The 20,304-nt window shown below is 62.2% G+C and carries 21 protein-coding genes; 12 read left to right on the top strand and 9 right to left on the bottom strand.

Annotated elements, in window-relative coordinates; translation table 11 throughout:
• The first annotated feature begins 22 nt into the window (after positions 1–22).
• From CDV44_RS01190 to CDV44_RS01180, 3 genes are all read left to right on the top strand, one after another.
• Positions 23–916, top strand: a complete 894-nt coding sequence (locus tag CDV44_RS01190; RefSeq protein ID WP_087686341.1) for an extradiol ring-cleavage dioxygenase — start codon at positions 23–25, stop codon at positions 914–916.
• A 12-nt stretch (positions 917–928) separates the two neighbouring features.
• Entirely contained in the window at positions 929–1,876 is a 948-nt protein-coding gene (locus CDV44_RS01185) for a fumarylacetoacetate hydrolase family protein (RefSeq protein ID WP_087686340.1), read from the top strand.
• A gap of 80 nt (positions 1,877–1,956) precedes the next feature.
• The gene (locus CDV44_RS01180) at positions 1,957–2,946 is read left to right on the top strand and encodes a 2-dehydropantoate 2-reductase (protein ID WP_087686339.1); all 990 of its coding nucleotides are present in this window, start codon (positions 1,957–1,959) and stop codon (positions 2,944–2,946) included.
• Between the two features lie 91 nt (positions 2,947–3,037).
• Here the strand turns inward: CDV44_RS01180 and CDV44_RS27690 are convergent, their stop codons facing one another.
• The 4 genes from CDV44_RS27690 to CDV44_RS01160 form a co-directional block, all read right to left on the bottom strand.
• Entirely contained in the window at positions 3,038–3,913 is an 876-nt protein-coding gene (locus CDV44_RS27690) for a hypothetical protein (protein WP_141118650.1), read from the bottom strand.
• Between the two features lie 137 nt (positions 3,914–4,050).
• Positions 4,051–4,902, bottom strand: a complete 852-nt coding sequence (locus CDV44_RS01170; RefSeq protein WP_087686337.1) for a hypothetical protein — start codon at positions 4,900–4,902, stop codon at positions 4,051–4,053.
• A gap of 200 nt (positions 4,903–5,102) precedes the next feature.
• The gene (locus tag CDV44_RS01165; protein WP_087686336.1) at positions 5,103–6,401 is read right to left on the bottom strand and encodes an MFS transporter; all 1,299 of its coding nucleotides are present in this window, start codon (positions 6,399–6,401) and stop codon (positions 5,103–5,105) included.
• A gap of 121 nt (positions 6,402–6,522) precedes the next feature.
• Positions 6,523–7,722: an amino acid aminotransferase gene (locus CDV44_RS01160; protein WP_087686350.1), complete on the bottom strand. Its 1,200-nt coding sequence runs from the start codon at positions 7,720–7,722 to the stop codon at positions 6,523–6,525.
• Positions 7,723–7,894: 172 nt separating this feature from the next.
• Here CDV44_RS01160 and CDV44_RS01155 point away from each other — a divergent pair, with 172 nt between their 5' ends.
• Complete coding sequence (locus CDV44_RS01155) at positions 7,895–8,827, top strand: LysR family transcriptional regulator (RefSeq protein WP_087686335.1); 933 nt, start codon at positions 7,895–7,897, stop codon at positions 8,825–8,827.
• Between the two features lie 33 nt (positions 8,828–8,860).
• Here the strand turns inward: CDV44_RS01155 and CDV44_RS27940 are convergent, their stop codons facing one another.
• On the bottom strand, positions 8,861–9,355 hold the full coding sequence (locus tag CDV44_RS27940; protein WP_087686334.1) for a hypothetical protein: 495 nt from the start codon (positions 9,353–9,355) through the stop codon (positions 8,861–8,863).
• 185 nt (positions 9,356–9,540) lie between these two features.
• Here CDV44_RS27940 and CDV44_RS01145 point away from each other — a divergent pair, with 185 nt between their 5' ends.
• Together CDV44_RS01145 and CDV44_RS01140 are read left to right on the top strand one after the other, a co-directional pair.
• Positions 9,541–9,948: a DUF302 domain-containing protein gene (locus CDV44_RS01145; RefSeq protein ID WP_087686349.1), complete on the top strand. Its 408-nt coding sequence runs from the start codon at positions 9,541–9,543 to the stop codon at positions 9,946–9,948.
• A gap of 302 nt (positions 9,949–10,250) precedes the next feature.
• Positions 10,251–10,961 (top strand): dienelactone hydrolase family protein, encoded by a 711-nt coding sequence (locus CDV44_RS01140; RefSeq protein ID WP_087686333.1) that lies wholly within the window; start codon positions 10,251–10,253, stop codon positions 10,959–10,961.
• Between the two features lie 295 nt (positions 10,962–11,256).
• Here the strand turns inward: CDV44_RS01140 and CDV44_RS01135 are convergent, their stop codons facing one another.
• Positions 11,257–11,565 (bottom strand): DUF4148 domain-containing protein, encoded by a 309-nt coding sequence (locus CDV44_RS01135; RefSeq protein WP_084656469.1) that lies wholly within the window; start codon positions 11,563–11,565, stop codon positions 11,257–11,259.
• A 149-nt stretch (positions 11,566–11,714) separates the two neighbouring features.
• Here CDV44_RS01135 and CDV44_RS01130 point away from each other — a divergent pair, with 149 nt between their 5' ends.
• The gene (locus CDV44_RS01130; RefSeq protein ID WP_087686332.1) at positions 11,715–12,116 is read left to right on the top strand and encodes a CopD family protein; all 402 of its coding nucleotides are present in this window, start codon (positions 11,715–11,717) and stop codon (positions 12,114–12,116) included.
• Positions 12,117–12,229: 113 nt separating this feature from the next.
• Positions 12,230–13,021, top strand: a complete 792-nt coding sequence (locus tag CDV44_RS01125) for a helix-turn-helix domain-containing protein (protein WP_087686331.1) — start codon at positions 12,230–12,232, stop codon at positions 13,019–13,021.
• Here CDV44_RS01125 and CDV44_RS01120 read toward each other — a convergent pair.
• On the bottom strand, positions 12,969–13,691 hold the full coding sequence (locus CDV44_RS01120) for an HAD family hydrolase (RefSeq protein ID WP_058376389.1): 723 nt from the start codon (positions 13,689–13,691) through the stop codon (positions 12,969–12,971). The two genes, CDV44_RS01125 and CDV44_RS01120, sit on opposite strands and share 53 nt — an antisense overlap.
• A gap of 224 nt (positions 13,692–13,915) precedes the next feature.
• Positions 13,916–14,725, bottom strand: a complete 810-nt coding sequence (locus CDV44_RS01115; protein WP_087686330.1) for a hypothetical protein — start codon at positions 14,723–14,725, stop codon at positions 13,916–13,918.
• Between the two features lie 64 nt (positions 14,726–14,789).
• Between CDV44_RS01115 and CDV44_RS27935 the strand changes: the two genes are divergently transcribed.
• On the top strand, positions 14,790–14,942 hold the full coding sequence (locus CDV44_RS27935; RefSeq protein ID WP_170935817.1) for a hypothetical protein: 153 nt from the start codon (positions 14,790–14,792) through the stop codon (positions 14,940–14,942).
• A 307-nt stretch (positions 14,943–15,249) separates the two neighbouring features.
• On the opposite strand, the gene CDV44_RS01110 is transcribed toward CDV44_RS27935, so the two are convergent.
• On the bottom strand, positions 15,250–16,644 hold the full coding sequence (locus CDV44_RS01110; protein WP_087686329.1) for a PLP-dependent aminotransferase family protein: 1,395 nt from the start codon (positions 16,642–16,644) through the stop codon (positions 15,250–15,252).
• 387 nt (positions 16,645–17,031) lie between these two features.
• Here CDV44_RS01110 and rpsL point away from each other — a divergent pair, with 387 nt between their 5' ends.
• The 3 genes from rpsL to fusA all read left to right on the top strand — a co-directional run bounded on the left by rpsL (position 17,032) and on the right by fusA (position 20,223).
• The gene (gene rpsL, locus CDV44_RS01105) at positions 17,032–17,406 is read left to right on the top strand and encodes a 30S ribosomal protein S12 (RefSeq protein ID WP_010804142.1); all 375 of its coding nucleotides are present in this window, start codon (positions 17,032–17,034) and stop codon (positions 17,404–17,406) included.
• Between the two features lie 126 nt (positions 17,407–17,532).
• Positions 17,533–18,003 (top strand): 30S ribosomal protein S7, encoded by a 471-nt coding sequence (rpsG, locus tag CDV44_RS01100; protein WP_017232357.1) that lies wholly within the window; start codon positions 17,533–17,535, stop codon positions 18,001–18,003.
• Positions 18,004–18,120: 117 nt separating this feature from the next.
• Complete coding sequence (gene fusA / locus CDV44_RS01095; RefSeq protein ID WP_058376385.1) at positions 18,121–20,223, top strand: elongation factor G; 2,103 nt, start codon at positions 18,121–18,123, stop codon at positions 20,221–20,223.
• Positions 20,224–20,304 lie beyond the last annotated feature (81 nt).

Here is a 20,304-nt window from a genome sequence, read left to right as displayed (position 1 = left end):
AAAAGAGATTGAGGAGAACACCATGGGACAGATCGTCGGCGCGGCACTTGTGTCGCACCATCCCGGTTTGATGCAGTGTGAGGAATTTCGTGTCTTGCAGGGCGCAGGAGCGGATTCGGATTTGATCGCCGGGTACACGCGCGTGCGCGAGCGAATTGCGGCAGCGAAGCCGGATGTCGTGCTGATTTTCGATTCGCACTGGTTCACGACCGGCTATCACCTGATCGACGGCGGCGCGCGTTATTCGGGCATGTACGTCTCCGACGAAATGCCGTGGTATCTGCACGGTGTGCCGTACGACTATCGTGGTCATCCCGAACTCGCGCTCGCCGTGGAAGCCGTGGCGCGCGAGAAGGGCGTGCGTGCGCGTGCCGTGCAGCATCCCGATTTGCCGCGTCACTACCCGACGATCAACGTCATCAAGCAGATGCGGCTCGATGCGTGGCCGATCGTGACGGTGAGTTCGTGCCAGAACTGCGAGACGGAACATTTCCTGCAATCGGGGCAAGTGATCGGCGAGGCGATTCGCCGCAGCGATTTGCGCGTGGTGATGCTGGCGTCCGGTGCGCTGAGTCACAAGTTCAACGGCATCGACTGGAAGCCGACGCATCCGCGCATCTTTCACGAGAGCAATGTGTCGCGGCCCGAGAACATCGAGAGCGACAAGCGCGCGATCGAAGCGTTTCGCGAAGGGCGTCACGACCAGATTCTGGCGGACTGGGACAGCGACTATCGCAAGCGTCCGTGGGAAGCCCACGGCGCGCACTATCTGCAAATGGTCGGTGCGTTGGGCGGCGCTGCATGCCGGAGCAAGGGCGTGGTGCTCTCCGATTACGAAAACGCCCGCGGCACCGGCAACGTGCATATCTGGTTCGATGGCGACGACAACGCGAGCAGCACCGCGCGCCAAGCCTGAAGGAGCGACGCGATGGATTTCGAATTTCCGCTGAAAGAAGTGCCTGCCGTGATGCGAGGCCCGCGTGTTGAACGCCGGCGCATTCTGCTGGGCGGCAGCGCGTTCTGGGGCACCATGATCGAAGACGGTTCGCTGCGCGGTCAGTTGCGGCTCGACGATGGCCGCGTGGTCGATCCGCAAACGGTGGCGCATCTGCCGCCCGTCGACCCGTCGAAGATCATTGCCGTGCATATCTCGTATCGTTCGCGCAGCATGGAGACGCGCAACAAGCCGAAGCCGACCGATACACCGACGTATTTCACCAAGCCGCCGACTTCGCTCAACGGCCACGGCGGGCAGATTCTCAAGCCTGCCGATTGCAAGTATCTGAATTACGAGAGCGAGTACGCGGTAGTGATCAGCCGGACGTGCCGCAACGTACTGCCTGACGAAGCGTGGGATTACATCGAAGGCTTCTGTCCGGCGCTCGACATGGGCTTGCAGGACTTTCGCGATACCGATCAGGGATCGATGCTGCGCGTGAAGGGCGCGGATACGTTGTTGCCGATCGGTCCCGGCATCGTGCGCGGCGTGAATCTGTTCGAGCAGACATTGCGCACGTATCGCAACGGACTGGTGGTGCAGGAAGCGCACATCGGCGATGAGACGATCTGGGGGCCGCATTACGTGATCGCGGACATCGCGCGTCACATCACGCTGATGCCGGGCGACGTGATCCTGATGGGCACGCCGTGTCATTCGCGCTCGGTCGATGCGGGCGATCTGGTCGAGTGCGAGATCACCGGACTGGGTCGACTGTCAGGCAGGGTCGTCGGCATCGAAGCGCCGCGTGCGGCGGCGCTTGGTGTGGGGCACGCCCCGACCGACAGCCCGGAAGTGCGCCGTGTCGCACTGGGCTTCGATGAGCGTGTGCCTGAGCATTTCAAGGAGAACTATCGTCGCGCGGCAAATAAGGCGTAGTTGACGTACGCGGTGGCGGCATCCGAAGATGTCCCGGTCATGCCGGCACGTCGCGGCAATTCTTGGTACGGAGCAGACGAATGAAGGTAACGATCATTGGCGCGGGCGCCATTGGCGGGCTGATCGGCACGAAGCTGGCAGCGACGGGCGAAGCACGGGTCAGCGCATTGGCGCGTGGCGCGACGCTGGCGGCACTGCGTGAGCGCGGCTGGCGCGTGAAGCAGGGCGAGTCGCTCTCGGCAGCACCGGTGGCCGCAGCGCATCCGCTGGAAGACGCAGAGAAACTGGGCGTGCAGGATCTGGTGGTGATCGCGGTCAAAGGGCCGGCGCTCACGCAGGTGGCCGCCTCCATCGGGCCGCTGATTGGGCCGGACACGATTGTGCTGCCGGCCATGAACGGCGTGCCGTGGTGGTTCTGCAAGGGCGTGGCGCCGTTCGGTGACGAACCGTTGACGAGCGTCGACCCGGGCGGCGCCATCGGCGCAGCGATCCCGCTGGCGAATGTGTTGGGCTGTGTGGTGCACGCGAGCGCTGCCACCCCGGAGCCGGGGCTGGTCGATCACAAGATGGGGCGCGGGTTGATCATTGGCGAGCCGGGCGGCGGCATCAGCGAACGTGTGCAGAAGCTGGCCGCGTTGCTGGAGCGCGCAGGCTTCGAGGTGAAAGCGTCGGAGAACGTGCGACAGGACATCTGGTACAAGCTGTGGGGCAACCTGACGATGAACCCGGTGTCGGCAATCACGGGCGCGACCATCGACCGCGTGCTCGGCGATCCGCTCGTGCGCGCGTTCTGCTCGGCGGCGATGACCGAAGCGGCGACGATTGGCGGGAAGATTGGCTGCGTCATCGAACAATCGCCGGAAGATCGCCATGCGGTGACGGCGAAGTTGGGTGCGTTCAAGACGTCGATGTTGCAGGACGTGGAAGCGGGGCGGCCGATTGAACTCGATGCGCTGGTGAGCGTGGTGCGCGAGATGGGGCAGACGCTGTCGGTGGCGACGCCGAATATCGATGCGCTGCTCGGGTTGGCGCGATTGTTCGGGCGGGAGAAGGGGTTGTATCCGCAGTGAGGCGCTGGTGCGCCATAGCGTGCGTGAAAGGCGGATCGTCGAACAGATATCGCCGACAGCCCTTCACGCAAAGTGCTCGGGTGGGTGGACCTTACTGAGGCGCTGCGAGATACACCGACATCGCCTGAGCCAACGTGAAAGGCGATGTAGCCTGTTTGGCGGCACCGTCCGGAACGCCAAATGTGCTTACGGATGCAAGCAATCTGTTCAGTTTGGCGTCAGGCGGCAACTGTCCGGATACCGAAACAGGCATCCGCGGATCATCGGATCCCCACGTCCGCGGTGTATCACAGTCGTGGCTATCGATGGGGCGCTGATCGGTATGTGCGAGCACGTTGTTACCCGATAGGTCGTCAACGATGCCCATATCAAGCGATGACGAGACGCTCGGAACGCGACGCGCGTTTGTTGCGCCGTAATGCTCGAGTATTCGCTTTTCGAGCGCTTGTGGCGTCGGAAAATCGATGAGGTTATGGTATGGCCAGCCCTGAGGGGCAGAGCCGTCCACCACCACCTCCGCATCCATGCTGAAATTATCATTGTGGCAGGTGAGGTAATAATTGATATCGACTCTCTTTCCGGAATCGCTTTGGTAGGAATGTGTTTCCGTTAGATCTTTTTGAGATCCGTTTAAATTCATTTCTCCGTTAATTCTTCCAATGATTGGAAGAAGTAGAGGGTTGTTGGGGTTTATATTTTTGTTTTCATCTATAATTTTTAGGCCATTGAAAAATCTTCGAACAATGCTTGATTTGCTGATGAGGCTGATGTATTCGGGGATCTGTATATTAAATTCTTCAATGCTGTTGGTGATTTTTATCAAGTTTAGCAGCGTGAAATTTAAAACGATGGGTGCGGCGTTGCCACCTTTTTTCAAGGTGTTTTGAATTCCTGTCAATCTTGATAGTTTGTCTGAATAATAATCAAGATATCTTTGTTTGATTGCGTTGGTTTTGAAATCGTACATTAAGGTATCTCCAAATCTATTTCGAGGGAATCTGCGAGATTGATGTATTTGATGCAGGCCGAATTCCGCTTCGCGGACCCCGCGTAAGTGCTGATCACGCGACGTGAATAGGCCTGAGTCGTGTCGCCCTAAAGGCGTTATTGCGATGCGGCGAGCGCCACCAGTGCCATTGGGGCCGGAGTGAAGCGCGAGAGCGTCTGGTCGAGGCCGTTGTTTCCAGAGGTGAAGGCACCCATCGAATGCAACAGGGCATCGAGCTTTGCGGTGGCCGGTGTGTGACCGTCCGGACCAGCCGCCACCGCCAGCACGCCATGCTCTTGCGAACTACGCGCGGCGGCCATCAGTGGTTCGACGACTTCCTCGGGCTTCCCGGCCGGGACAAACTTGAATTCCGTGAATACCTGCTTTTCAAGGTCCGGGATACTCTTGAATTGAGTCAATTCGCCGTCGGAATATTCCTTGCGCTGCGTCGGCAGGTTATCCACCAGCAGGTTTGACCTCACATGCATCGTCATGTGGCCATGCATGAACACGACCCAATAATCGATACTCACCTTTCGGTCATTGTTATCGACGAAGGTTGTCTGTCCCTGTTTGAGGGTAATGCTCCCGCCCAGATTCATGTACGAATCCATTTCTGCCTGGCGGTCGTTTTTCTGCCCCTTCCGCCACTTGTCCTCTGCCGCCTTGTCGAGCCCGGGCGGAACCTCTTCGCTGTCGATCTGGTGGACGATCACCAGTCCGTGAGCCATTGAGTTGATCGGGGAGGATGTTTTGGGTGCGTTGATAATCTGGGCGAAGCCCGGGTGCAGTTTCTGGAACGATTGAATACCGTCAACCATATCCGCAAGATTCTTCAGCCCGGAATCGCCGAGGAAGTAGGCGCCGTGTCCGGCTTCGTTAAAGGGAACAGCCTTGCCGGTCAGTTGGGAGAATTTTCTGACCAAAGCCACAAATCTGCTCTGATCGGTTTGAATCGAGTTGCTCATGTCGTGATCTCCGGATCGTTTCGAGGAAGCCTGCGAAATCGACGGATGAATCGCGGGCTGAAGCGACTCTGCGACGCGATCATGGAGATACGAACCGTTCCCCCGACGAACTGTGAAATGTCACTTCAAGGGCGGGATAAAACTGAGGCCATTTCGTATGAAATGGCCTCAGTCACTGGTATTAGCGAATCAGGGTTGGGTTACCGCACCCCGGTATGGCGATATATCCGGCTCAGGGCGAGCAGCCCGATCGCCGCAGCGGCCATCATGTAGAAGCTCGGTGCCAGCTTGCTGCCGGTCACGTTGATGAGCCACGTCAGGATGAACGGTGCAAAGCCGCCGAAGAACGTCACCGACAGGTTGTACGACAGCGACAAGCCGGTGGTGCGCGTCTTCACCGGGAAGATCTCGGAGGCCAGTGCGGGCAGCGGCGCAAAGTACACCGTCATCAATACCCCCAGCACCGTTTGCAGCGCGAGCATCATGCCGAAGCTCGGGTACGTCGAGAGCAGCCAGAACATCGGCCAGATCAGCACCAGCAGCGCGGCCGCCGCAATCATCATCGGCTTTGTGCGCCCGGCACGGTCGGACCACGCGCCCACTACCGGCGACAGGAACATCTGCACGAGCCCCGTGGCCACCGTCGCGGCAAACGCAACCGATGCCGGCAACCCCAACTGCTTGATCGCATAGGTCGGCATGTACAGCACAAGATACGTCGACACCGTCGCGACGACGACAGCGCCCACGGCCAGCAGCAGGCGCATCTTCTGATGCTCCAGCGTGTCGCGCAGCGGCGTCTCGGTCGGCTCGGCTTGCAGGAACTCCGGCGTCTCGTCGACATGGCGACGGATGTAATACGCTACCGGGCCGATCAACAGACCGAACAGGAACGGCACGCGCCAGCCCCAACTCTGCATTTGTTCCGGAGACAGCGTGCTGGTGAGCAATGCGCCGAACCCGGCGGCGAGCAGCGTCGTCAGCCCCTGACTCGCGACCTGAAAGCTCGCGAAGAAGCCGCGTCGCCGTGGGGCATGCTCGGCGAGAAACGCTGTCGCGCTGCCGAATTCACCGCCCGCAGAAAAGCCCTGAATCATCCGCGCCAGCACGATCCCCACGGGCGCCAGCACACCGATGGAAGCGTACGTCGGCATGAACGCGATGATCGCGGTGCCGACCATCATCATCAGAATGGTCAGCGTGAGCGCCGCGCGCCGCCCCTGCTTGTCGGCATAGACACCAATGACGATCGCACCCAGCGGACGCATGAAGAACGACACGCCGAAGGTGCCCAACGTGAGCAGCAACGACGTCGTGTCGTCGTGCGTCGGGAAGAACAGCTTCGCAATGGTCACGGCAAAGAAGCCGTACACCACCAGATCGAACCATTCGAGCGCATTGCCGATGGACGCGGAAATGACCGCACGCCAAGGGTGCTTGGCAATGTGATCGCCTTGGTGCGCGTCAGGGCGCGCGCCGGCGGCGGTGGCTGTTGTCATGGTGTCTCCAGTCGACGTGATGTCGTGATGTAGTTATCGATTCGGCATGCGTTTGGCGGAGGCATGCGCTCCGTGTTTCTGATGAACCGTGATCGAGGGCGCGCAAGCGCGCCATGCCATCTCAATGACCCGCAAGCACCTGCGCGATCGCGCTGGCGACCGTGCCGACATTGCGCGTGTTGAGCCCCGCCACACACATGCGCCCCGAGCGCAGGATGTAGACGCCGTGGGTTTCGCGTAGCGCGTCTGCCTGCGCCGCCGACAAGCCGGTGTACGTGAACATGCCGCGCTGCGCGAGGTAGCGCGAGCGCTGCTCGTCGCTGACATGTGACGCGAGCTGCGCGTGAATTTCCGCGCGCATCGCAGCGATGCGCGTGCGCATGCTGTCGAGTTCGTTTTCCCACGCCTGACGCAGCACGGGCGTCGTGAGCACGTGCGCGACGAGTCGCGCGCCATGCGTCGGCGGGTTGCTGTAGTTCGCGCGAACCGTGCCGGTGAGCTGTCCGAAGACGCGTGAGGCTTCCTCGGCCGAAGCGCAGACGACCGACAACGCGCCGCAACGCTCGCCGTACAGCGAGAAGTTCTTCGAGAACGAGTTCGCCACGACGGTCGGTACGCCCGACTCGGTGAGTGCGCGCACGGCGAAAGCGTCGGCATCGAGTCCGTCGCCGAAGCCCTGATACGCCATGTCGACGAAGGCGATGAGACCGCGCTCGCGCAGCACCGGGATCAGCGTTTGCCATTGCTGCGGGGTGAGATCGACGCCGGTCGGGTTATGACAGCATGCGTGCAGCAGCACGATGCTGCGCGGCGGCAGCTTGGCGATCGTATCGAGCATGGCGTCGAAACGCAGGCCGCCGGTGGCGTCGTCGTAGTACGGATACGCCTGCACGGGGAAGCCGGCGCTCTCGAACACCACGCGATGGTTGTCCCAGCTCGGATCGCTGATCCACACGGTGGCGTCAGGGAAGTAGCGCTTGAGGAAGTCGGCGCCCACGCGTAACGCGCCACCGCCTCCAAGGGTCTGCAAAGTGGCAATGCGTTGGTCGCGCCGGGCGGCGCAGGCGTCGCCGAAGACGAGGGCCTGCACGGCGTCGCGATAGGCGGCAGTGCCGGCCATCGGCAGATACGGGCGCGGGCCGATGTCGGCCAGCACGCCGGCTTCCGCCTCGCGCACGGCGCCCATCACGGGCAGACGGCCGGCATCGTCGAAATAGATGCCGATCGACAGGTTGACCTTGTGCGGTCGGGGGTCCTGACCGAACGCTTCGTTCAGACCAAGAATCGGGTCGCCGGGATAGGCATCGACGTGAGAAAACATGGGACCTTGCATGGGACCTCGCAGGGGGCGTCGCAGAATCTCGACACCAATGGATCGAAGGGATCCAAAGAATCAAAGGGGATTTTTGAAATCGATTGTGGGCGACGACCCTTTGCGGAACAATCAATCGATTTTGGTCGATTCGTAAGCGAAACTTGATAATCGAAACCCCATGCCCCTGACCCGTGTCACGCTGCGCCAGTTCGAAGCCCTGGTTGCCATTGCCGAACTGCACAGCTTTGCCGAAGCCGGCAAGCGGCTTGGTCTCACGTCGTCGGCGGTGAGCCAACTCGTGGCGGAGCTCGAATCCGTGCTCGGCTTCCGCATCTTTGATCGCACGACGCGACGCGTAGCGCTTTCCAGTGCCGGACGCGACTTCCTTGCGTCCGCCGAGTCGGTGTTGCGTCACGTGCAGGCGGCGGAGAAGACCGCCGACGATTTGCGCAATCGTGCCGCCGGGATCGTGCGCGTGGGGGCGCCGCTCGTGCTCGCGGGCATGGCGCTGCCCGCAGCGATTCGTGACTACGCGGCGTTGCGTCCGAAGGTTGTCGTGCGTGTGGTCGATACCCCGGTCGATGCGCTCATCGATCATGTTGCCAATGGCGATCTCGATCTCGCCATCGGTCCCAATCGCGCCACTGGTGCGCATGTCGCCGGGGCCCCGGCGTTCGATAGTCCGTGGGTGCTGTGGTGCGCGCCTTCGCACCCGCTCGCCCGACGCAAGCGACTGCGCTGGCAAGACCTGCGCGACACGCCGCTCGTGGCCGCCGGACGCGATCACGAGCGCAGCGTCGAGCAAATGCGCGCGAGCGCGCCGCCCGACGCCCGCATCACGCCGATCGATGTCGTCGATAACGTGACGACGGCGCTCGGTATCGCGGCGCAGGGGCTCGCGTCTACGCTCACGCCCGGCTATGTCGCGGCGCTCGCCAATACCTTCGGTCTGGTGATGCAGCGTGTCGTCTCGCCGGAGACGATTCGTCAGGTGTGCGTGTATCGGCCGGTGTCGCGCGCCGCGTCACCCGCTGCGGAAGGTTTCGCGCAGTATCTGCTCGACTGGCTGCCGCAGTGGAACGAACGCATCATGTCGGCCTCGCGCGATTGACGTGCGGGGCCGTTTGGCATCGATGCGCGTGGTTTATCTGCGCTTGCCGTCGGGCGACGGCAGCGCGGCGAGATCCTCGCTCAGTTGCGCGCGCAGCGTCGAGATCGCCGCGTTCGTGTCGGACGGCTTCAGTTCTTCACGCGCGATGGCTTCGCGCAAATGGTGGCGCAGCAGCGGATCGCGCGTTTGCGTCAACGTCTCGCGATAGAACGGCAATACGTTTTCGGGATGTCCGCCAACGCGATACAGATGGGCGATTTCGTCGATAGTACGCATGGCGCCAAACGCGGGACCGCCCGGCGCTCGAGGACCCATCGGACCCGGGCCGCGCGGGCCGCCGGGGCCCTGCGGTCCGGCACCCGGTGGCGGCATGTCGTTGCCTTGCGGGCCGTTCAGCGCGAGGACGATTTGCGGGGGCAAATCTGAGGTGTTGGCCGGCGCGGCGTGAGCGGCAGTGGTGGCCGTTGCCGCTAACGCCATCGTCATGGCAACAACACCCGTGAGATGGCGGATGGTGATCTTCATCATTTGGACTCCGTAGCAAAGACGTGCGCTGAGATATCGAACGCATGCACCAAGCGTATCGCGCGAATCGCTGCGCACCGGTCGGTGGTAACCGTGTGTAAGGTGTAATGTGTGGAGCGATGCAGGCTGGCAGCCGCGAGGAGAATTCGTGCCGCATGCTGCCGTGGATCTCTGAGAAGGAGCGCTACATGACTACCGAATTCGTTCGCCCGGTTGCCGTCACGTCGCTGCGCAGCCCGGTGGATTTTTATGCGACGCTCGCGCGCGTGATCGACACACTCAAGCAGCACGGCATGACGATCTTTGCAGACATCGATCAGAGTGCTGCCGCTGCGTCAGCGGGCCTGTCGCTGCGACCGACGCGACTGGTGTTGTTCGGTAACCCGAAAGGCGGTACGCCGGTCATGGCGGCCAACCCGCATGCCGGGCTGGAGTTGCCGCTCAAGGTGATGGTCTGGGCGGCTTCCGCCGACGAGGTGCGAGTGGATTTCCTGAACCCCGGGCCCGCGCTGAGTGCCTTGTACGGTATCGACGCCGCACAAGTGGCGGGCTTCGGTGGTGTCGCAAAGTTGCTTGAGGCTGCGCTCAAGGCGTGACCCGGCGCCATGCCGGTGGTGCATGGGTTCGGCGGCTGAAACGACGGGCGAGGGGCGCCACGTCGCGATCGGGCGCGATGGACCCCGGCTCAACGCCGGGACGCGCGTGGGTGCTCGCTGAGCCTTATGTGACGGGCGTGGGCACGCCCGGTGCGCATCACGAAAAGTGCCTATACTGATCCGGCCTTTCTGCGCGCGACAGCCGCCGCCAGACGCGGCCGTTCCCCACGGCTGCCGGTGGGCCGGTCGGTCGGCGGGTCGCGAGCGCAGGCTTTCCCCCTTTTTCGTGAGGAGTCACTCCCGTGTCGAACAGTCAATGGATCCGCGTCGAAACCGTCGACGGCACTTTCGATGCCTACCTGGCATTGCCGCCGTCGGGCAAGACGGCTAACGCACCGGGCATCGTGCTGGTGCAAGAAATCTTCGGTGTGAACGAACACATTCGCGGTGTGGCCGACCAATACGCGTCGGATGGCTACGTCGTGATCGCGCCGGACATCTTCTGGCGCGCCGCCCCGCGCGTCGAACTCGGCTATTCGGGCGACGACATGGCGCGCGCAATGGAGTTGCGCAAGTCGGTCGACGTGGAGAAGGCCGTCGCCGACGTCGGCGCCTGCGTCACGGCACTGCGCGGCAAGCTCGACGCGGGCGCGAAAGTGGCGGCGGTCGGTTACTGCTTCGGCGGCTTGGTGTCGTATCTGGCCGCGGCGCGCGGTCTGGTCGATGCCGCCGTGCCGTATTACGGCGGCGGCATTCACAACTATCTCGGCGAAGCCCCTAACCTCAACGTCCCGACGCAGTTCCACTACGGCGCGCTCGACAGCCACATCACCCCGGATATCGTGACGGCAGTGACCGAGGCCGTGAAGTCGCGTCCGAATACCGAAGTCTTCGTGTATCCGCAGGCTGACCACGGCTTCAACTGCTGGTCGCGCGGTTCGTACCATCAGCCGTCGGCGGCGCTTGCCCACGGCCGTTCGCTCGCATTCCTCTCGACGTGGCTGTCGAAGTAAGCCGTTGCCAAAGCGATACAAAAAAAGCCCGCCCCAGTTTCTGGGCGGGCTTTTCATTGGCAGACTGTGCTAAAAAAAGCCCGTCGCCGAAGCGACGGGCAAAGTCCTGTGCGTTGAACCACTACGCACAGCGACAGGAGCCTGCGGTGATGCCGGGCTGGCTGAAACTTCCAGCGCCCGCCATACGAGACCGGAGAACACGCTGAACGTCGGGACGATGCCGACGCGTCGTCATGCGCAGAACGCGCACCGCGCCGCAGTCCCCTGAGCGGGACGGGCGGCGCGGCAATTTAGCTTATGAACCGAAGTAGGTCGAACCGGCGCGTTGCGAGCCACCGACCGAACCCATGGTGACCGGGGCGCTGCTCGAGACCGGTTGGGCGCTCGGCGCTGCCTTCGGATAGACGCTGTCGTGTTGAACCACGAGGCCGGCCTTCTGGGCCTGGACCAGTTCTTCACGGACTTGGGCGCGGGTCAGAACGCTGGTTTGCGGGACCCACGAGAATTCCGAAGGACCGTCGAAAGCGTCGCTTGCAAAGGCCGAACCGGCCGACACAGCAAGCATTGCGGAAACCAGAGCCGAGGTAATAAGAGTGCGCTTCATGATGTTTTCTCCTGTCTTTTGAAGGGGGCGATGTGTAACTCATCGTCGACAGTTACAGTCTATTGATGCGCGACTCGACAATAAACACGACATTCGTCAAGCAACTCTTGTCAATTTAGAAATAATTGAAAACGACTGGGGAGACATCGATGCTTTATCTGTGGATCAAGGCCGTACATCTGATTGCCGTGATTTTGTTGATTGCCGGGCTGGTGGCGATGTCGCTTGGTGGACGTCTGGCGCAGCCCGACTGGCGCCGCATCGCCCGGCAAGCCGACTATCGGCTGGCGTCGCCGGCGCTCATCGTCGTGTGGCTGAGCGGCCCGGCGCTGGCTGTCATGGCGAATTGGTGGAGCGCGCCATGGTTGATGGTCAAGCTGGTCTTCGTGCTGGTGATCTCGGCGCTGCACGGGCGTCTGTCGGCCACGCTGCGCAGGCTGGAGCGCGACGGGGTAATGCAACCGTCGCCATCGCTTTTTCAGCGGGCGCTGCCCATCACGCTGGTGTCGATGGCCGTTATCGTCGTCATGGTCATCGTGAAGCCCTTCTGATCCAGATGACGCGGTAAGGCAATCGAGGCGGCCATCGAGGGCAATCGGCTTGGTGAGCGTGTGTCGGCGGTGTTACGCTGGCGTGGTCGCCTATAACGCCGAAAAATGGCCCGATGCCGATCTCAAGTGCGGTAACCCTGGATGGTCCAGGTCACGACCGCCCCGTCGGCGCGCTGGCGAAAGATTATCCGGACGGTTTCATCGTGACGCCCCATAGCCACCGGCGTGCGCAATTGATGTTCGCGCGTGCCGGGATCATGGAAGTGCGCACGGATACGTCGTTCTGGGTAATACCGCCGCAACGCGCGTTGTGGATTCCGGGGAACGTCTCGCATGAAGTGCGTATGCGGGGCAAAGTCGAAATGCGCACGATGTACGTCGACGTGGCGCGCTGCGGTCTGAGCGCCCCCGACACGCCGGTGGCCATCCGTGTCACCCCGTTGCTGCGCGAGCTGATTCTGCGCGCGATGGCACTGCCCAAGGATTGGATGGCCGACGGCAAGGACGGTCTGGTCATCGCCCTGCTGTTGCAGGAAATCGAGTGGAAGAGCGACACGCCGTTGCACTTGCAGGTGCCGGTCGACACCCGCCTGCGCAAGATTTTCGACGCCTATCTGGCCACGCCGGCCGACATGCGCAGCTTGCAGGATTGGGCGTCCGAGGTCGGCGCATCGAGCCGTACGCTGGAGCGCCGTTTCATGACGGAGTTCGGCTTGCCGTTTCGGGAATGGCGGCAACACATGCGACTGCTCGGCGCATTGCCGCTGCTGGGGGCCGGGCGGCCCATCACGCAGGTGGCGCTCGAAGTCGGCTACGACACGCCGAGTGCGTTCTCCACGATGTTTCGCCGCCTTATGGGCGTGACGCCAAGCGAATACCTGACGCGCGGCCGGCACCCGGATTGAGCCAGTGCATGGCTTCCCACATATCGTCGTAGACCGGCACGCCCTCCGCGTAAAGCGGTGAGCGCTGACGCTTCGAGCCGATGCCGACGAAGTCGATGCCGAGCGTGCGCGCCACCTTCAGATCCCACATGCCGTCGCCAATCGACACGATCGCGCGCGGATTCGTGATGCCGTAACCCGCCTGCGCGCGCTTGATGGCCTCGCTCACCAACTGCTCGCGCGAACTGTATTCCGACGCGGTGATGAGCATGGCATCGGTGTAGTCGATGGCGACCGAGCGCAGCTTGCGATGGCTGACCTGCCGGATGCCGCCGGTGGCGAACACCACGCCCCAGCGTGACCGGTGCGCCGCTTCGACAAAGGCGCGTGCGCCGGGGATCTCCGCCAGCCCGTGGGCGTTGAGCAGCGCCGTGAAGCGTTCGTCGATCTCATGCTCGAAGCGCGCGAGATCGTGCGGCTGCGGCAGCGCGCGGCCATTCTCGGCGTGCGCATGGATCAGAATCCCCGTATCGGTGTGATGCGGGTAGCTGCCCCAGTCGGTATTCAATGCCTCGAAGGCCAGCGACTCCATGGCGCCCAGCAGTGCGCGCTGGTGAATGCGCACCGAATCCGTGAGCGTGCCGTCGACATCGAGTACCAGAATGCTGTCTTTTTCGAAACTCGCCTGCATGGGGATATGGAAATAGGAGGAGAGGCGTCGTGACAGACGAAGTCTCGGAGTGTACGAATTCGCGGCATCAAATAAAACGCGCCGGGTGACACGGGATACGCCGTTTGCGACACCTTCGGCTACGGTATTTGACAGGGCGGGTGCGCATCAAGGGGGAAAGCCGCCCGGGCGGCGCTTTTTTATGCCTTTTTTAGCGGCATCGCCCGGTTCCGGCGCGGTGGCCATCAGCCCAATGAGACACGCCGGAACAGCATTTGCGTGCGCGACAGCCGTCTGGACCGGGGCTCGCAGGGCGGTTGCCGGACATCGGCATGTGAATTGCGGGCGGCCTGCTCCCGGGTTTTGCCGTACGCAAAGTCCCAGTAGCGTCGATGCCCCTCATGGAGCCTTTTCGACAGGGTGTGGACGAGATCGTCGCCCGCCGCCAGTTTCTGGATGTGAATGCGGCTGACGACGTAGTACTCGGGCACGTCGCCAAACAGGTGATCCAGATGCAGGCCGGTGTAGGTCATGGGGTCGTGCTGCACTGGCTCGATCGTGGCCTGCGTGCTCAGCGAGACGACGAAGGTACGGACGCCGCCTTGCCCCGGAATGCGGACGAACGCCCCCAACGTGGCTTCGTTGGTCAGTGCCTCGCCGGTCGGTACCGGCACGTCGCGATCGGGAATGCGCAGGAACAGGTTGTTCCGCTGAGCTTCCTGCGTGCCGCGTACGACGCGCTGGAAGCTCAGACGTGGCACTTCGATATACGCGCCGCTTTCGGCTAGCGCCTCGCGCAATTCCGGCGCCAGTGCGCCGATGCGCTCGTGCAGGCGCTGCGCGATGGATTTGGCGGCGTACCGGCCCTGCGATTCGCTCGCGAAGCGGGCTTCGAAACCTGCGTCGAGGGTGTCTGCGTCGCGGCGGCTGGCGGAAAGCGCAGCTTGCATGCGCTCAGGCAGCGACTTCTCGCAGCCGCGTCGCATCAATTCGCTGACGCGAACATATGTCCTTTCGCCCGCAGGCACGTCGAGCAGGCAATCGCCGCTGTCCATCCGGCTGCCAACGACGCAGACCGGCCGGACATGTGCCAGTTGTTCGGCCAGATACGCTGCGCGCGTGATCGGTGGACGTGACCAGTCGAAGGGCTGTGAGGGCGACGCGGTGTTTGTGGACCGGGATGCGGACGGCGGCGCGGTAGGGGAGGCAGAAGCGGCGGCAGATGCCGACGTCAAGGTCGACCTGAACGTAGGTGCTGCGGTTGGCGCGTAAGCCGGGACGCTGGCGCGCCGCATGGCAGTCGGTCTGGGTGGGGGCGATGGGCCGGCGCCGGAGGCCGGCGGGTGCTCGCCGGCGACAAACGCGTCGGCAAAATCGGAGGTGGGGGCCGTATTGATCGGCATCCCCGATGTGGCGGCCAATGCCGCCGTCAGCCATTTTTCAATGCGCATAAGGGGTCATTCCGGTCAGCACCACGGGCCTATCCCGTGGTGCTTCGCAGTGTTCCCATTCGCGCAGGTTGCGTTTGTCGGTTTCGGCGTAGCGCGTTGCGGTTTCTGGTGAACTCGACGCAGCGCGTCTAGACAATCGCCGTGTGCACGCTGGGCGGCGCTTCGCTCAGCAGCGATTTCAGTCGCTTGAGCGCGCTGGCGAGACGTTCGGGATCTCGCACACCGCCCAGCGAAATGCGGATGGCGTTGGGCGCGTCGGGCGTCAGGCAGAACGCGTCGGCGGGGGTCACCGCCAAGCCTTCGGCACGGGCTGCCATCGTCAATTCGCGCGCGGTCCATGGCGCGGGGAGCGACTGCCACCGATGGATGCCCTGTTCAGGCGTCGCGCCAATGTCGCCCAGCACCTCGGCGGCGATGGTCTGGCGTTGCGCGGCGGCACTGCGCACACCGGCCAGGATACGGTCGGCCATGCCGTTGTGAATCCATTGGGTGGCCAGCCCGGTCATCAACGGCGGCGCCATCAGGGCAAACGCATTCAGCGTGCCGAGAAATGCGTCGCGCCGGCGGGCGTCGGCGAGGCGCAGATAGGCCGTGCGCAAGCCGGGTGTGAGGCATTTCGACAGCGTTGCAATGTAATGCACACGGTGCGGTGCGAGACGCGCGAGCGGCGGCGGGGCCCGGTGGGCGAGGCGCCAGTACGGATCGTCTTCGATCACTGTCAGGTCGAGCGTCTCGGCAACGTTGAGCAGCTGGCGCCGGCGGGCCTCGGGCATGGTGCGTGCGGTCGGGTTTTGCAGCGTCGGATTCAGATAGACGACACGGGCCTTGTGCTCACGGGCGGCAGCGATGAGCGCGTCGGGCAGCATGCCGTCGTCGTCGGTCGCCACCGCAACGAGCTTGCGCTCCAGCGTGCGGGCGGCGCTGCGGATGCCCGGATACACGATCGGCTCGCACAAAATGGTTTCGTCGCGCGCCGTCTCGGTGAGTATTAGCGCAGCCAGGGTGGCCTGTGCGCCCGGGCATACGGCCACCTGCGACGCGTCGAGCTCACCGAGCATGGGGGCCAGCCAGAGGGCGCCGGCCTGCCGGTCCGCAATGCCGCCATCGCCCAGTTGGTAAGCCATGAGCATGGATGCGTCGGTGTGCGTGAGCACCTCGTCGATCCCTTGCTGGAGCAATTCTCCGAGGAAAAGATCGGACGGCGCGGGGGGAATGTTCATCCCCAGATCGAGCACCTGTTCGAAGGTCACGCGGGGTGTGCTCACGAACGTGCCCAGCGGCCCGCGCCCCTCGATGGCGTTGCGCTCGCGGGCCCGGTTGTAGGCGCGCGTGACCGTGGTGAAGTCGATGCCAAGCCACGAGGCGAGCTCACGCTGCGCGGGCAACCGGTCACCGGGGCGCAGCCGGCCATCCGCGACGGCTTGCTCGATGAAGCTGGCCAAGCGCAGATAACGCGGGCCTTTGCCGGCCAACAGCGCGGGCTTCCAGAAGGTGGCGCGCAGGGTGTCGTGAGAGGCGTCCATGGCGGATGTCGGTAGCATGTATGGAGATTTTTCGCTATGCAGCGTCGTAATGCAGTTTAGTCTGCATACATGTCGGTCGCAATGCCTGAATCCCGCCGCAGTGAGAGGGCGGATGCTCGGCGGTGTCGGGCCGGGCATCCCACGGAGCCGTTAACAATCAACGACTTACCGAGCGAAAACGCATGCGGCTGCATTGACACTTGCACATCCCCCATGTATAGTCGCAGGCTCCGGTTTTTCCGGCGGTAGGCGCGTGCCCAACCCAAAATGCTTACGTATCAAGCGGTTAGGTGCGGGTAATCCGCAGGAGTTACCGGGAAGTGCGCAGTAAATCTGCATGGTAGCCCGCCTTGGTTGTCATGCTTTTGACACATTTAGGAAATCACAATGCCAACGATTAACCAATTGGTCCGCAAGCCGCGCACCTCTGCTCAAATCAAGAGCAAGAGCCCGGCCCTGCAGGACTGCCCGCAGCGTCGCGGTGTGTGCACCCGTGTGTACACGACGACGCCCAAGAAGCCTAACTCGGCACTGCGTAAAGTTGCCAAGGTGCGCCTGACCAACGGTTTCGAGGTCATCTCGTACATCGGCGGTGAAGGCCACAACCTGCAGGAACACTCGGTCGTGCTGATTCGCGGCGGTCGTGTGAAGGACTTGCCGGGTGTGCGTTACCACATGGTGCGCGGTAGCCTCGACACGCAAGGCGTCAAGGACCGTAAGCAAGCCCGTTCGAAGTACGGCGCGAAGCGTCCGAAGGCCTAAGCAGCCTCACGGACATACGTTCGGTGATGGTGTTGAATCGTCACTGAGTAAGTGGTCACTCGGCCCGAAAAGGGCTAGTAGGTGGCCTGGAGCCTGGCTCCGACTGAAACAATTAAGGAAGAAATTATGCCGCGTCGCCGCGAAGTCCCCAAGCGCGAAGTGTTGCCCGATCCGAAGTTCGGCAACGTTGATGTCGCTAAATTCATGAACGTGTTGATGCTTGCCGGCAAGAAGTCGGTGGCAGAACGCATCGTTTATGGTGCTTTCGAGCAGATCCAAACCAAGGCGGGCAAGGATCCGCTGGAAATCTTCAACACCGCTCTCGGTAACGTGAAGCCGGTGGTTGAAGTGAAGAGCCGCCGTGTTGGCGGTGCAAACTATCAAGTTCCGGTCGAAGTGCGTCCGTCGCGTCGTATGGCATTGGCGATGCGTTGGTTGCGTGAGGCCGCGAAGAAGCGTAGCGAAAAGTCGATGGCCCTGCGTCTGGCAGGCGAGCTGATCGAAGCCTCGGAAGGCCGTGGCGGTGCGATGAAGAAGCGTGACGAAGTTCACCGCATGGCTGAAGCCAACAAGGCCTTCTCGCACTTCCGCTTCTGACGCTGGCAGGCAGTACCTAGAGCAGAAACCGGGGCGGGTGCGCATGAGAAATTGCGCCTCGCCCGTTTGTGTTAGTAGCCCCCTCAAAAATGGCGGCTACATTGAAAGAGGCTTAAAGTGGCTCGTACAACCCCTATCGAGCGCTACCGCAACATCGGTATTAGCGCTCACATCGACGCCGGTAAAACCACGACGACCGAGCGCATTTTGTTCTACACCGGTGTGAACCACAAAATCGGTGAAGTGCACGATGGCGCCGCGACGATGGACTGGATGGAGCAGGAACAAGAGCGTGGCATCACGATTACGTCGGCTGCCACGACCTGCTTCTGGTCCGGCATGGCGAACAATTACCAAAAGCACCGCATCAACATCATCGACACCCCGGGTCACGTCGACTTCACGATTGAAGTCGAGCGCTCGATGCGTGTTCTTGACGGCGCGTGCATGGTGTATTGCGCTGTGGGTGGCGTGCAGCCCCAGTCGGAAACCGTGTGGCGCCAGGCCAACAAGTACGGCGTGCCGCGTCTGGCGTTCGTCAACAAGATGGACCGTACCGGCGCAAACTTCTTCAAGGTCTATGACCAGCTGAAGAACCGCCTGAAGGCCAACCCGGTGCCGGTGGTGGTGCCGATTGGTGCAGAAGAAAACTTCAAGGGCGTCGTCGACCTGATCAAGATGAAGGCAATCTTGTGGGACGAGGCTTCGCAAGGCATGAAGTTCGACTACGTCGACGTGCCGGCCGAGCTGCAAGCGGAAGCCAAGAAGTGGCGTGAAAGCATGGTCGAGGCTGCTGCCGAGTCGAGCGAAGCGCTCATGAACAAGTACCTCGAAGAGGGCGACCTCTCCGAAGAAGACATCATCCTGGGCCTGCGCACGCGTACCATCGCTTGCGAAATCCAGCCGATGCTGTGCGGTACTGCGTTCAAGAACAAGGGTGTGCAGCGTATGCTGGACGCCGTGATCGACTTCCTGCCGTCGCCGATCGACATTCCGCCGGTCAAGGGCACGAACGACAAGGAAGAGCCGGTCGAGCGCCGCGCTGCCGATGACGAGAAGTTCTCGTCGCTGGCATTCAAGATCATGACCGACCCGTTCGTTGGCCAGCTGATCTTCTTCCGCGTCTACTCGGGCGTTGTGAACAAGGGTGACACGCTGCTGAATTCGGTCAAGGGCAAGAAGGAACGTCTGGGCCGTATCGTGCAGATGCACGCGAACCAGCGCGAAGAAATCGACGAAGTGCGTGCAGGCGACATCGCCGCAGCCGTCGGTTTGAAGGACGCGACCACGGGTGACACGCTGTGCGACCCGACCGCCCCGATCGTGCTCGAGCGCATGGTGTTCCCGGAGCCGGTGATTTCGCAGGCTGTCGAGCCGAAGACCAAGGTCGACCAGGAAAAGATGGGCCTCGCCCTGAACCGCCTGGCGCAGGAAGACCCGTCGTTCCGCGTGCAGACCGATGAAGAATCGGGTCAGACCATCATTTCGGGTATGGGCGAGCTCCACCTCGAAATTCTGGTGGACCGTATGAAGCGCGAATTCGGCGTGGAAGCCAACATCGGCGCACCGCAAGTTGCTTACCGCGAAACCATTCGCAAGGCAGCTACGGACGTCGAAGGCAAGTTCGTCAAGCAGTCGGGTGGTCGCGGCCAATTCGGTCACGCGGTCATCACGCTGGAGCCGAACGAGCAAGGCAAGGGCTACGAGTTCTTCGACGAGATCAAGGGCGGTGTCATTCCTCGCGAATACATCCCGGCGGTCGACAAGGGTATTCAAGACACCCTCAAGAACGGTGTTCTGGCCGGCTTCCCGGTGGTTGACGTCAAGGTTCGCCTGACGTTCGGTTCGTACCACGATGTGGACTCGAACGAAAACGCGTTCCGTATGGCCGGTTCGATGGCTTTCAAGGAAGCCATGCGTCGCGCCAGCCCGGTGATTCTCGAGCCGATGATGGCTGTCGAAGTCGAAACGCCGGAAGACTACATGGGTAACGTGATGGGCGACTTGTCGTCGCGTCGCGGCATTATCCAGGGCATGGACGACATGGTCGGCGGCGGCAAGATCGTGCGCGCTGAAGTTCCGCTGTCGGAAATGTTCGGCTACTCGACGTCGCTGCGTTCGGCCACGCAAGGCCGCGCCACGTACACGATGGAGTTCAAGCACTACGCTGAAGCTCCGAAGAACGTGAGCGAAGGCATCATCAGCGCCAAGAGCAAGTAAATTCGTTTTGAAGGGCGTCTGCGTCATGTGATGCAGCGCCCGTCACTCTGTTTAAATCGTCTATTCAGTATCTGAGGATTC

Source organism: Pandoraea sp. PE-S2R-1, from assembly GCF_002179865.1.
GTDB lineage: Bacteria > Pseudomonadota > Gammaproteobacteria > Burkholderiales > Burkholderiaceae > Pandoraea.
This window is presented reverse-complemented; position numbering and strand designations above follow the sequence as displayed.